The 14,527-nt window shown below is 38.5% G+C and carries 8 protein-coding genes; 6 read left to right on the forward strand and 2 right to left on the reverse strand.

Annotated elements, in window-relative coordinates:
* Window positions 1-78: 78 nt before the first annotated feature.
* The 3 genes from dnaN to RMO03_RS09790 all read left to right on the forward strand — a co-directional run bounded on the left by dnaN (window position 79) and on the right by RMO03_RS09790 (window position 4,192).
* Window positions 79-1,197: a DNA polymerase III subunit beta gene (gene dnaN, locus RMO03_RS09780; RefSeq protein WP_309641920.1), complete on the forward strand. Its 1,119-nt coding sequence runs from the start codon at window positions 79-81 to the stop codon at window positions 1,195-1,197.
* A gap of 179 nt (window positions 1,198-1,376) precedes the next feature.
* Window positions 1,377-3,287, forward strand: a complete 1,911-nt coding sequence (locus RMO03_RS09785; RefSeq protein WP_309641921.1) for a T9SS-dependent choice-of-anchor J family protein — start codon at window positions 1,377-1,379, stop codon at window positions 3,285-3,287.
* Window positions 3,288-3,298: 11 nt separating this feature from the next.
* A complete protein-coding gene (locus tag RMO03_RS09790) occupies window positions 3,299-4,192 on the forward strand; it encodes a T9SS type A sorting domain-containing protein (protein WP_309641922.1) in 894 nt (297 codons plus the stop codon).
* Between the two features lie 54 nt (window positions 4,193-4,246).
* On the opposite strand, the gene RMO03_RS09795 is transcribed toward RMO03_RS09790, so the two are convergent.
* Together RMO03_RS09795 and katG are read right to left on the reverse strand one after the other, a co-directional pair.
* A complete protein-coding gene (locus RMO03_RS09795; RefSeq protein ID WP_309641923.1) occupies window positions 4,247-6,172 on the reverse strand; it encodes an amino acid permease in 1,926 nt (641 codons plus the stop codon).
* Between the two features lie 139 nt (window positions 6,173-6,311).
* Window positions 6,312-8,531 (reverse strand): catalase/peroxidase HPI, encoded by a 2,220-nt coding sequence (katG, locus tag RMO03_RS09800; protein WP_309641924.1) that lies wholly within the window; start codon window positions 8,529-8,531, stop codon window positions 6,312-6,314.
* Window positions 8,532-8,786: 255 nt separating this feature from the next.
* Here katG and RMO03_RS09805 point away from each other — a divergent pair, with 255 nt between their 5' ends.
* From RMO03_RS09805 to RMO03_RS09815, 3 genes are all read left to right on the forward strand, one after another.
* Window positions 8,787-11,849, forward strand: a complete 3,063-nt coding sequence (locus tag RMO03_RS09805; RefSeq protein WP_309641925.1) for a S8 family serine peptidase — start codon at window positions 8,787-8,789, stop codon at window positions 11,847-11,849.
* A gap of 80 nt (window positions 11,850-11,929) precedes the next feature.
* On the forward strand, window positions 11,930-12,721 hold the full coding sequence (locus RMO03_RS09810; protein WP_309641926.1) for an RNA methyltransferase: 792 nt from the start codon (window positions 11,930-11,932) through the stop codon (window positions 12,719-12,721).
* A 6-nt stretch (window positions 12,722-12,727) separates the two neighbouring features.
* Window positions 12,728-14,281, forward strand: coding sequence for a serine hydrolase (locus RMO03_RS09815; protein WP_309641927.1), 1,554 nt, complete (start codon window positions 12,728-12,730; stop codon window positions 14,279-14,281).
* Window positions 14,282-14,527: the final 246 nt, after the last annotated feature.

The raw sequence follows: 14,527 nt of genomic DNA on the forward strand, positions 1-14,527 counted from the left end.
TTGACAGTTTAAGATATATTTGTAAAATGGATGCTCTTTGAATTGAAACAGCATTCCCACAAAAAAAATTAAAAGAAAATGAAATTTATAGTATCGAGTTCATACTTATTAAAACAACTTCAAGTATTAGGAAGTGTTATCAACAGCAGCAACACCTTGCCTATTTTAGATAATTTTCTATTCGAATTAGACAGCAAAACCTTAACCGTTTCGGCTTCCGATTTAGAAACCACGATGTCAGCGACTTTAGAAATCGATTCGACAAGCAAAGGTAGCGTGGCGGTTCCTGCAAAACTATTGCTTGAAATCCTAAAAACTTTTCCAGAACAACCGTTAACGTTTACTGTTGAAGAAAACAACACGATAGAAATCAGCTCCAATTCAGGGAAATATGCTTTGGCTTATGCGCCTGGTGAAGAATTTCCTAAGTCTGTGAGTTTGGATAATCCATCAACGACTTTGGTGCCTGCTGATGTTTTGGCAACCGCGATAAGCAAAACGATTTTCGCTGCCGGAAACGATGATTTGCGTCCGGTGATGTCCGGTGTGTTTTTTCAGTTTTCTCCCGAAGGTTTGACTTTCGTGGCGACCGATGCGCACAAGTTGGTGAAATATGCAAGAACCGATGTGAAAGCTTCTCAAGTAGCCGATTTCATCATGCCGAAAAAACCTTTGAATATTTTGAAAAGTATTTTGGGTACATCGGATGCGGAAATTAAGATTGAATACAATGATTCGAATGCGACATTCTCTTTCGATAATTATATTTTAATGTGCCGATTGATTGATGGAAAATATCCTAACTACGAAGCCGTTATTCCAAAAGAAAACCCAAACAAATTGATGATCGACAGAACGCAGTTTTTGAATTCTGTGCGTCGTGTGGCGATTTTCTCGAACAAAACGACACACCAAATTCGATTGAAAATTGCAGGTGCAGAACTTAATATTTCTGCAGAAGATATCGATTACTCGAACAAAGCAGAAGAGCGTTTGACTTGCGATTATCAAGGCGACGATATGCAGATTGGTTTCAACTCGCGTTTCTTAACCGAAATGTTGACGAACTTGCAATCGGATATGATTATGCTTGAAATGTCACTACCCAACCGCGCCGGAATTCTAACACCAGTTGACGGATTAGAAGATGGCGAAACGGTAACGATGCTTGTGATGCCGGTGATGCTCAACAATTAAACCTAACAAACCTTTTATACCAAAACCGCAGTTTCTTTGAGATTGCGGTTTTTTTATTGCCGTTCGAATTCTAAATGAAACGTAGCGGATTCTAATTGAAATACAGCTTATTAATTTTGATTGATTATCTTTAAAGTGATTTTACTATTTGTTTAGCTATATACTTTAAACACTTCATGATGAAAAAACTTTACCTAACCCTAATCATTTTCCTCACTTTACAAGCAAACGCACAATTCTTTGAAGGTTTCGAAGGGGCAATATTTCCGCCTGCGGGTTGGGTTACTGCAAATAGTGGTTTAGGCACCTTGCCATGGAAAAGAATGATTGTTCCTTGGACTCCTTATGAAGGAAGCGGAGGTGCTTTTATAGATCGACAGAATACCGGTCCCGGAATTTCCGGATGTTGGCTCATTACCCCTGCGATTACTATAACTGCAAATACACCATTGACGTTTTTCAGCCGTCAATCCATAATGGGTAATGATGCGACTGCAATTTATCAGATTAGAATATCGACAACTTCACAGACTGATTTAAGCAGTTTTACTGTACTTAATGCTTGGAGTGAAACTGATCTTAATCTTGGTTTAGACTATGAATCAAAAATTGTTTCTCTTAATGCCTATGCAGGTCAAACAGTTTACATTGCATTCGTAAGGATTATCAATCAACCAACATTGGCTGTTAGTGGCGATCGTTGGTTACTCGATAATGTTTCAATAGGGTCAACAAACCTGATTAATGGGAATGTACAGTTTTCAATGGATGGCAGTTGTGGCATAACTTCAACACCTTTGTACGATAACATCAATATTCAAGCACAATACAATACTAATGTTGATAATGTGTTTACTAATGTTGATGGTCATTATACCTACACAACTTTACAGAATAATTTTACATTGACTCCAAATCTTAGCATTGGCAGTTATTTCAACATTACCCCTGCTAATTATAACTTTAATTTCCCCGATATAGGAAGTTCCGGAACTGCTAACTTTTGTATTACTCCAAACGGAATACATCCCGATTTAGAAATTACATTATTGCCTCGTATCAGTCCTGTTTCTGGTTTTTACACCATCTACGATATTGCATACAAAAACAAAGGAAACCAGATACAATCAGGAACGATAGCGTTAAGTTTTAATGATGCCATTATGGATTATGGTGAATCATATCCTACTATAGACGCGCAATCCCCAGGAATACTGACATGGAATTTCACGGATTTGAAACCTTTTGAAAGCAGAACTATTGAATATGTAAAATTAAATTTAAATTCTCCAACAGACACACCTCCAGTAAATGCTGGCGATGTCATCAATTTAACGGCCAACATCACTGCGCCACAAACCGATGAAACTCCAAGTGACAATACCAGTTCTTTGAGTCAAATTGTAGTAGTTTCACTTGATCCCAATGATAAAATCGTTACCGAAGGCAGCGTGATTGATATTTCAAAAGTGGGTGAATTTCTGCATTATATGATCCGTTTTCAAAATATTGGAACTGCTGATGCTACTAATGTAGTCGTTCGCGATATTTTGACTGATAATTTAGATGCATCTACTTTCGAAATGATTGCCACAAGCCATCCGTGCAGTACATTGAAAAGAGGAAACCAATTGGAATTTGCTTTTGACAATATACATTTACCATCATCAACTATTGATGAACCAGCAAGCCATGGTTTTGTAGCTTTCAAAATAAAACCTGCGGCTACAGTTGGTGTTGGCAGTATCATACAAAATACCGCTTCGATTTATTTTGATTTCAATTTTCCGATTGTGACCAATACGACTTCGACAGCAGTAGCCACTTTAGGAACGCAAAGTTTTGATGAGAAACATTTTAAGTTGTATCCAAATCCTGCTAAGAATATTGTGACTGTCAATGTTAACGATGCAATAACAATCCAATCCATTACGATATACAATCCTTTGGGGCAAATGGTAAAAACGATTCCGTTGTCAGCATTAAGTTCATCAATAACCGTTGATGTTTCGCAATTGAAAGCAGGAACTTATTTTATGGAAATTACTTCCAATCAAGGGAAAACTACTAAAAAGTTTGTGAAACTTTAAACAACATTATTATGAAAAAACTATACTTTCTTTTACTGTTTCTTTGCATTTCATTTGCTTCAATTGGACAGATTATAAACATTCCGGATGCCAATTTTAAAAATACATTAGTCAACACCAATTGTGCCTACCTGCAAGATCAACCAGCATCTACTGATGTCGACTCTAATAATGACGGTGAAATTGAAATCAGTGAAGCAGCTGCCGTTGTTGGTCTGAACATAGAAAACCGATCGATTGCCAATGTAGACGGAATGGCATATTTCGTTAATTTGTATAACTTAAGTTGCGGCAACAATCAATTGACAAGTATTGACATTAGCGGGTTACATCAACTTAATTACTTCAGTTGTCCTCATAATTTGTTTACCGAAATTAATTTATGCGGAACTGCTGTGCAATGGTTTGATTGTTCTTATAATCCAAATTTGACTTATGTTTCTATAAAAAACAATGCTATATCTATTATCCTTGGAGGAAGAAGCACGAGTGCCGAACCTCCGTTAAATCAACTTGAATTTTACAATTGCCCATTATTGACAATGATTTGTTATGACCCGGATGAATTCCATGCGGTGCAACAAAGTACTGAATTTTTGCCAATTACTCTTGTTACCGATTGTGCTTTAGATTGTCTTCTGGGCTCTGAACATTTTACTGCTGCCGATTCTTTTGCTTTGACGCCAAATCCTGTGACAATGTTTTTGAATCTTGAGAGTACAGGAATGGCTAGTATAAATTCAATCAATATTTATAGTGTTTTAGGGCAAAAGGTGCAATCTGTTTCGATTCAAGGTTTTGAAAAAAGCAGTAGCATCGATGTATCATCATTGAAAACCGGAACTTATTTCATTGAAATCATTTCCAATCAAGGAAAATCGACCAAGAAATTTGTCAAACTTTAATTCATAAAAAAACGTCCAACAATAAGCTGGACGTTTTTTATAACTGCTATTTTACTATGCTTCACTCCTATTGAGCTTGCTGTTCTTTCTACTAAATCCAAAGTAAATCACCAAACCGATGAGCAGCCAACAGGTGAAATAAATCCAATTCCACACGCTGAGTTCCGCCATCATATACAGACACGAAACCAATCCGAGCAACGGAATTAAAGACAAATTTTGACGGAAAGACCAAACGGTTAATCCGAGTAAAACAATCAAGAAAATCCACATTGGAATTTTGTGTTTGAACAAATTGAAACCACTTTGGTATTTTAAACTTTCATCGATTGGCAAAGAATCAACAACACTTTTATACGTAGTTTCATCAGTATTGTATTTGCTTAATAAAGCTTCCAAATCGCTATTGACAGCGTCGTTTTCATTTTTAAAAATCAAAAACTCATACACCACTTTCGTCTGACTTTGATCTAACGAAGTCACAATATCTTCGGGTGAATTGACTTGTTTTTGATTGGTTAAAAAAGCCATTGTTGCTTGTTTGTTGTAAGTAAAAGCGAAACTCAAACCTGCCAATAACAACATAGGAACAATATATTTTGAATTGATATACGGTGTTTTGAATTTTCCTCTTGGAATGTTAGGCTGATTTTGTAATACTAAAACACCGGCGCAAACCAATACAAATGCGAATAAAGTTCCGATACTGCACAAATCGGTTACCATGGTTAAGTTTAAAAACAAAGCCGGAATCGCCACCACAAAACCTGTAACGATTGTAGCATAAGAAGGTGTTTTATAAACAGGATGCACTTTAGAAAAGCGTTTCGGTAATAAACCATCTCGGCTCATACTCATCCAAATTCTTGGTTGACCCATTTGAAAAACCAGCAATACGCTCGCCATTGCAACAACAGCGCTGACTGCGATGATTCCAGACATCCATTTTAAATTGAGTTTATCGAATACAAAAGCTAACGGATCACCAACATTCAAATCTGCGTAATTGACCATCCCAGTCAAAACCAAAGCAATTACTACATACAAAATCGTACAAATGATAATCGCCCACATCATGCCGCGAGGCAAATCGCGCTGTGGGTTTTTACATTCTTCAGCCGTTGTTGAAATTGCATCGAAACCAATGTAAGCAAAGAATACAGCGGACACCCCTTTCAAAACACCACTAACTCCATTCGGTGCAAATGGATGCCAATTGGCAGTGTCAACATAAAAAACACCTACGGCAATTACCAATAGAATGATGCATAATTTAACCACCACCATTAAATTACTGGCGTTGCGTGATTCTTTCATCCCGCGATACACCAAAGCTGTAATTAATATAATTATGAATAAAGCTGGTAAATCTGCAACTAAATGAAACGAACCAATCGTTGGAGCTGTTGTCCAAGCGGTATAAGCACTTTGCAAACCGGCACTCAAATTTTCGAAGGTTTTTCCGCCTTGCATCAAAGCGGTAGCATCTTTAAATCCGTTGGATGCTGTGAGATAATCCATTTGAACGTATTCGGGCAGATGAATATTCATACTGTCTAATAAACCTGTGAAATAATCACTCCACGATATGGCAACGGTAATGTTTCCAATGGCGTATTCCATAATCAATGCCCAACCGATAATCCAGGCGATGATTTCTCCGAAAGCTACGTATGAATATGTGTAAGCACTTCCTGAAACTGGAACCATCGAAGCGAATTCAGCATAAGCGAATGCTGCGAAACCACAGGCTAAAGCAGTAAACAGAAACAAGAAAATTACTGCGGGACCACCATCTGCACTAGCTTTTCCGATAGTACTGAAAATTCCGGCGCCTACAATCGCTGCAATTCCAAAAGCCGTTAAATCTCTTGTGGTTAAGTGTTTGCCTAAAGCATTGTGTCCGTCTGCTTCATTTTTTTCGACTTGTTTTAAAATATCTTGGACCGTTTTCTTACGAAATAAATCAATAAATGCCATATGTTTTTGAGCTTAGAGTTTTGTTAAGTGCAAAACAAATATATAAAAGGAAACGAAATATTGATTCAGTATATCAATTAAAATAAAAAGGTGAACTGATACAGTCCACCTTTTAAGTGTTTAATATTTCGATTTAGGATTAAGCCAAATCAAAGCGATCTAAATTCATCACTTTATCCCAAGCTGCTACAAAGTCTTTTACAAATCTTTCATTGCCATCCGCGCAAGCATAAACTTCTGCAATCGCTCTGAGTTCAGAATTAGAACCAAAAATAAGATCCACGCGAGTACCAATCCACTTGATGGAATCGGTAGTGCGATCATTACCAACAAACGCATCATCGGATTCTGAAATGGCTTTCCAGGTGGTACTTAGATCAAGTAAGTTTACAAAGAAATCATTGGTTAATACTTCTGGACGTTTGGTAAAAACACCGTTTTGAGAATGATCAAAGTTAGTATTCAATACACGCATACCACCAACTAGCGCTGTCATTTCTGGTGCGGTTAGGTTTAATAATTGCGCTTTATCAACCAACATTTCTTCTGCTGAAACGGTATACTTTGTTTTTACATAATTTCGGAAACCGTCGGCTTGAGGTTCGAGTACTGCGAATGATTCAACATCCGTTAGTTCTTGTGAAGTATCGGTTCTTCCGGGTGTGAATGGCACGTTAACATTTTGACCTGCATTTTTGGCGGCTTGTTCAATGGCTATACATCCACCTAAAACGATTAAATCTGCTATTGAAACTTGTTTGTATCCAGATTGTGCGCTGTTGAAATCTTTTTGGATTTGCCCGAGTGTTTCAAGTACTTTCGCTAATTGTGCTGGATTATTGACTTTCCAATCTTTTTGTGGCGCCAGACGAATACGAGCACCATTAGCACCTCCACGTTTGTCAGAACCACGGAAAGTGGATGCCGAAGCCCAAGCTGTAGATACCAATTGAGACACTGACAATCCTGAAGCGAGTATCGTTTGTTGAAGTAAAGCGATATCTTGATGATCAATCAATGGATGTGTATTCGCCGGAATCGGATCTTGCCAAATGAGTGCTTCAGCAGGAACTTCCGTCCCTAAATAACGCACTTTTGGTCCCATATCACGGTGTGTCAACTTAAACCATGCTCTTGCAAATGCATCGTTGAAAACTGCTGGGTTTTCTAAGAAATGTCTAGATATTTTTTCATAAATTGGATCAACTCTCAAAGAAAGGTCAGTTGTCAACATAAATGGTGTGTGCGTTTTTGATGCATCATGAGCATCCGGAATTAAACCAGCTCCTGCTCCATTTTTAGGTTTCCATTGGTGCGCACCGGCTGGGCTTTTGGTTAATTCCCATTCAAAGCCGAATAAGTTTTCAAAGAAATTGTTGCTCCATTTTGTTGGCGTTTTTGTCCAAGCACCTTCAAGACCGCTTGAAATTGTATCCCCTCCATAACCGGTTCCATAAGTATTTTTCCAACCTTGGTTTTGTTCTTCAATACCGGCTGCTGCAGGTTCAACTCCAACATATTGCCCGGGATCAGCAGCACCATGTGTTTTTCCTAAAGTGTGACCTCCGGCAATAAGCGCAACAGTTTCTTCATCATTCATCGCCATACGAGCAAAAGTCTCACGAATATCACGAGCAGCCAAAAGCGGATCTGGATTTCCGTTTGGCCCTTCAGGATTCACGTAGATTAATCCCATTTGGACAGCAGCAAGCGGGTTTTCCAATTCACGGTCGCCAGAATAACGGTTATCTGCTAACCATTCGCGTTCGATTCCCCAATAGATATCTTCTTGTGGTTCCCATACATCCGCTCGTCCTCCAGCAAAACCGAAAGTTTCAAAACCTGCTGATTCAAGAGCACAGTTACCCGCTAAAACCATTAAATCTGCCCAAGAGATTTTTTTGCCATATTTTTGTTTGAGTGGCCACAATAGCAAACGTGCTTTATCTAGGTTTACATTATCAGGCCAACTGTTTAACGGTGCAAACCGTTGGGTTCCAAAACCTGCGCCTCCTCGTCCGTCAGCAATACGGTATGTCCCTGCACTATGCCATGCCAGTCGAATAAAAAATCCGCAATAGTTACCAAAATCAGCAGGCCACCAGTCTTGAGAGGTTGTCAATACATCCATAAGGTCTTTTTTCAAGGCAGCTAAATCTAGCGACTTGAATTCTTCGGCATAGTTAAACGATTCGCCCATAGGATTAGATAGCGCGGAATTTTGTCGAAGGATATTCAACTTTAATTGATTGGGCCACCAATCATTGTTTCTTGTACCGGCACCGGCACCTTTTTTGGGAGCAGCTGCGCTTGAAAATGGGCATTTGCCTTCACCGCCCGAGTTTGTGTTACTTTCCATAATATGATTGAGATTTTATTTACATGCAAACGAATTTAGTACAAAGCACTCTTTTTAAAAAAGATTTTTCATAGATAAAAACTATAGTCATTGCTCTTTAATTTTGAAAGTGTTACAAGAAAGTATGGTGTTTTATATCGACAATCAAATTACTTTAAAAATTTAACATTTTTTAAAAAATCTAAAACAATTGATATGATGAAAGTTATACAATTTTGAATTAATTTAGCCAAAAAATTAAACTCTTATATTATAATGAAGCTTATTAAATTCCTTTTGCTGTTTATTTTCTTTAGTGCATCAACATTGGCGCAAACCGAAGCGGATAAATCGAAGATTATTGCTGCAACAAATGTTAGCGAACTCGATAGACTGGTTCCTATCTATGATTCTATTTTCAAAGCTCAAAAAGCAGCAGCTTGGAATATGGCAGCCATTAAAAATTGGAAAACAAAATTCACTACTAAAAATGGCGGTATCAAAGAATTGATTCGTTTGGATGAAAATAACAATCCAATTTATTTCACCACAGACAATGTCGGAGCAGCATTAACCACGCGAGCGAACAGACTTAATACAGGAGGAAGCTTAGGCCTAAGCCTTGATGGTCAGGACATGACGATTGGTATTTGGGATGGTGGAAAAGTAAGAAATACCCATAATTTACTGACAGGTCGTGTCACTCAAGTTGATAATGCAACTGTACTCTCTGATCACGCCACCCATGTTTCAGGAACGATGATGGGCAATGCTACGGCAAGTCCGGCATCAAAGGGAATGGCATCGCAAGCCAACTTAAAAGCTTATGATTGGACTAGTGATGTATCTGAAGTGGCTCACGCTGCAGCAATTGGATTATTAATATCCAACCATTCCTATGGTTATGACCCCGATAATGTATCGATAGCAAGTTGGGGCAAGTATGATAATGATGCCAGATCTTTTGATAATGTGATGTTTAATGCACCGTATTATCAATTTGTTAATTCTGCCGGTAATTCAAGAAATTCGGGCTATAACGACAGCAAAAGTGGTTATGATTTATTAGCAGGAAAAAGTGTTTCTAAAAATGCAATTATTGTTGGCGCCGTTTATCAAGTTTCGAATTACACATCAGCAGCTAGTGTTGCAATGTCAAGTTTCAGCAGTTGGGGTCCTACTGATGATGGTCGTATTAAACCTGATATTTGTGGTAAAGGTGTTAATGTAAGATCATCGACCGCAAGCTCTAACACTTCTTATAGCAGCTATGATGGAACTTCAATGTCATCGCCAAATGTTGCCGGAACTTTATTGCTTTTACAACAACATTATAAAAATGTAAAAGGAGGTTTTATGAGAGCGGCAACCTTACGTGGGTTGGCCATTCATACTGCTGATGAAGCCGGATCAGATCCAGGGCCGGATTATCGATATGGATGGGGTTTGATGAATGCAGAAAAAGCAGCCAAACTCATCACTAATGAAGGTACGCAATCTTACATTCAGGAAAATACTTTAGTACAGGGAAAATCCTATTCTTTTGACATACAGCCTATAAGTGCAACACAACCCATCGTTGCCACCATTTGTTGGACAGATCCTGCAGGACAAATTATTACAAGCTCTCAAATCGATTTTCCAACACCCAATTTGGTCAACGATTTAGACATCAGAATAACCAAAAACAATAACGTATACTTTCCTTGGAAATTAGACCCTGCTGATATTGAAGCAACGGCAACTCAGGGCGATAATATCGTTGATAATGTAGAAAAAATTGAAGTGCCGAATCCTTCAGGAACTTATACCGTTACGGTAAGTCATAAAGGCACTTTGATGAATTCATTGCAAAATTATTCTTTAATTATAAGTGGTGTTACTACAAATCCAATGTTATTAACTTCGGACAGCAGTTTATTAAATAGAAATTGTTTGGGTGCTGATGAAACTACATTTACCTATCAATTGAAAACTCCGACTGCTTTTGCTGAAACCGCTTCTTTTGAAGTTCTTGGGCTTCCGGCGGGATCAACGGCTGCATTCTCACCAAACACTTTGGCTGCTTCAGGAAATGGTTCGGTAACCATTACAGGCCTGAGCTCAACACCTGTGGGAAGTTATCCATTAACGCTAAGAGCCAATTCGAGTTCATACACTACCGGAATTTCTTTGACATTGGTTGTTCAAAATACTTTGGCTGACGGTCCTGTTTTAAATACACCAACGAATAATACCAATCTAAGTGTTACCAATACCACATTAACATGGCAAAATATTGGTGCAAATGCTGCTAGTTATACTATTGAAATTGCCAAAGACAATTTATTTACAACAAACCTTCAAACCTATACTGCTTTAACAAATCAAATTGATATTGCAGGCCTGGATTCGGGAAGTGATTATTTCTGGAGAGTAAAATCGAATAATGTTTGTGGTCAGTCTGCTTATTCTTCTACATTTAAATTCACCACACAATGCAGTAACGCAACAGCAATTAGCGTATCGGCAATCACCATAAACAGTGCAACTGCTACTTGGTCAAATCCGAATGGATCATCAACTTTTGAAGTAGCAATCGTACCACAAGGAAGTTCACCAACAGGCACGTTTCAAACAATAACAACCAACTCTTACACTTTTACCAATTTAGATTCTTACACTGATTATGATGTTTATGTAAGAGCCAGTTGCAGTAATAATTTATTTTCAGCCTTGGTCAGTTCCCAATTTGAGACTTTAATCAACCATTGTGTTGATGGTATTTTCTTTGATTCTGGAGGTCCAACCGCTAATTATTCCAATAGTGAAAATAAAATCACAACCATTTACCCTATAAACCCAGGAGAAAAAGCAAGTGTCACTTTTACGTCGTTTGATTTAGAAGATCAAGTGGATCGATTGACGATTTATAACGGACCGAGTATTACTTCTCCATATATGGTAGAAGAATACGGATTTACAGGCACCAACAACCCGGGTACATTAACATCGACTGACCCTACAGGAACCCTAACGTTCCGTTTCTATTCTGATGGCCTCAATACTGCTGCCGGTTGGAATGCAACGGTGACTTGTGCTATGTTAGGGACACAGAATTTCGGAAAACAGTTATTGTATTATTATCCAAATCCTGCGCATTCGTCGGTTAATATTGTGAGCCCCGAAACCATCAAATCGATTTCAGTTTATACGATGTTAGGACAGTTAATTCAATCCCAAAGTCCAAATGCCAGACAAACCACTATGGATGTTTCCTTGTTGAGCGAAGGACAATATATCTTCAAAATTGAAACTGCATCGACCTTTTCAACAGTAAAAATTTTCAAAAGAAATTAATAGTAATGGATATAACATTGCCTTGTGTAATTTGCGAGGCAATGTTATTTTAATGCAACTAAATTCGACGTTCTATTATTTTGAAATCAATCACTTCCATACAAAATCCTTTCATCAAATCATTGGTACTCTTGCAGGAAAAAGCAAAAGCCCGCAAGCAATCCGGTACGTTTTTGATTGAAGGTTTGCGTGAAATTGAACTCGCCATTCAAGGTGGTTATGCATTAGAAACCATCCTATTTCTTCCGGAATTAATTTCCGAAACACAAATAACCAAATTAACAGATAACCGAATTCACACCATAGAAATCAACAAAGATGTCTATCAAAAACTAGCTTATCGCGATACTACCGAAGGAATCATTGCCGTTGCCAAAACCAAATCGACACAATTATCCGATTTGAAATTATCCGACAATCCATTAATTCTGATTGCGGAGGCACCTGAAAAACCAGGCAATATTGGCGCACTATTGCGCACTGCCGATGCCGCTCATCTCGATGCTGTTATCATTGCCAATCCCAAAAGCGATTTATACAATCCCAATATCGTTCGTTCGAGTGTTGGTGGTTTATTTACGAATCAAATCGCCACCGGAACTACCACAGAAATCATTGCTTTTTTACAATCGAAAAAAATCAATTTTTACTGTGCCACCTTACAAAATGCCACCCCTTATCATAAGCAAGATTATACCGCCCCAACAGCCCTAGTCGTAGGAACCGAAGCGACAGGACTCACCCAAGAATGGCGCGATCATGCCACACAAAACATTGTCATTCCGATGCAAGGTGCTATCGATTCGATGAATGTTTCTGTAGCCGCAGCCGTTCTTATTTTTGAAGCCAAAAGACAACGTAATTTTAAATAATCTCTTATGAAAAAAATTGTATTTCTAAGCCTGACTCTTGCATTCAGTTGCATAACGTTTGCACAAATTACTCCAACTCAAATCGATGATTTGGTGGCACGCACTTTAAAAACTTTCGATGTTCCCGGCATTGCCGTTGCCGTAGTGAAAGATGGCAAAATCATTCACGCCAAAGGTTATGGTGTCAAATCGATTTTGACCAATGCAGCTGTAGATGAAAATACTTTATTTGGTATTGCTTCGAACAGTAAAGCGTTTACTTCTGCCGCTTTGGCGATATTGGTCGATGAAGGCAAAATCAAATGGGATGATAAAGTGACGCAATATATTCCGGAGTTTAAAATGTATAACGATTACGTGACGAAAGAATTCACAATACGTGATTTATTAACGCATCGCAGCGGGCTCGGCCTAGGCGCAGGAGATTTGATGATTTGGCCCGACGGAAACAATTTTACTACGCAAGATATCATCAACAATTTACAATATTTAAAACCGGTTTCGGCTTTCAGAACCAAATACGATTACGACAATTTGCTTTATATCGTAGCCGGTGAAGTGATTCATCGCGCCAGTGGTTTATCTTGGTGTGATTTTATTGAAAACCGCATTATGAAACCTTTGGAAATGAGTCACAGTGCCGCTTCTTTTTTGCGATTGAAAGACACTTCCAATGTAATCATGCCTCATGTGCCTACCGACGGAAAACTCAAAGCGATTGCGCGTTATAAAAACAACGTCTTCGATCCTGCAGCGGGCATTTATTCGAGTGTGAATGATTTGAGCAAATGGGTGATTATGCAATTGCAAAACGGACAATACGGAGCGGACAAGCAAACCAAAATATTCTCGGAAAAACAACATACTGAAATGTGGACAGCACAAACCATAATGCCCAATAAACCTGTTGCTCCTTATTTTTCGCATTTCAAATCTTATGGTTTGGGTTGGCAACTCACCGAAGTGAAAGGCAGTTTTCAAGTCTCACATACCGGCGGATTGGATGGTATTGTAACGCAAGTAACCATGTTGCCCGAACTCAATTTGGGAATTATCGTATTGACCAACCAACAGAATGGCGCGGCGTTTAATGCCATTACCAATACGATTAAAGACAGTTATCTTGGCATTAAATCCGACGATTATGTAACGCTGTACAGCCAACAGCGCAAAGAAAAGGAAGACAATGCCGATAAAATTTCGGATGAAGTTTGGGCCACGGTAGCGCAAAATACCAAAGATAAAATCAAGGTGGACGCTAAGAAATATATTGGTACTTATAAAGACAATTGGCTTGGTGAGATTGTGCTTTCGGAGAAGAAAGGCAAACTCTACTTTCAATCGAGTCGATCGAAACAATTGGCAGGTGAAATGTTTTTCTATAAAGACAACACTTTCGCTGTGAAATGGAACAATAGGAGTTTTCTTGCCGATGCGTTGGTCATATTTTCATCGGATAATCTGAACATTAAAATGAAACCGATTTCACCACTCACGGATTTCAGTTATGACTTCCAAGATTTGGATTTTGTGAAAGTGCCCACTGAAAGTACCAAGTAAAAATTCATCATGCTTTGCGCCTTTGCGGCTTTGCGAGATTTATTTACTGGCTCGCAAAGTCGCAGAGACGCAAAGAAAATTTGTAAATCTGTACACAAACTTCCGACCAATGACACGCCGCGTGAAGGATCGCAACGGTATCCTTTTGTGCCGTTGTTCGGCATAAAAGATTTAGTGCAGAGCCTGACCCTTGTGGGCACGCCCAAACTTTCATTATTAATTATTAATTATTAATTGTACATTTAG

It is taken from the genome of Flavobacterium sp., assembly GCF_031411595.1.
Taxonomy (GTDB): domain Bacteria; phylum Bacteroidota; class Bacteroidia; order Flavobacteriales; family Flavobacteriaceae; genus Flavobacterium.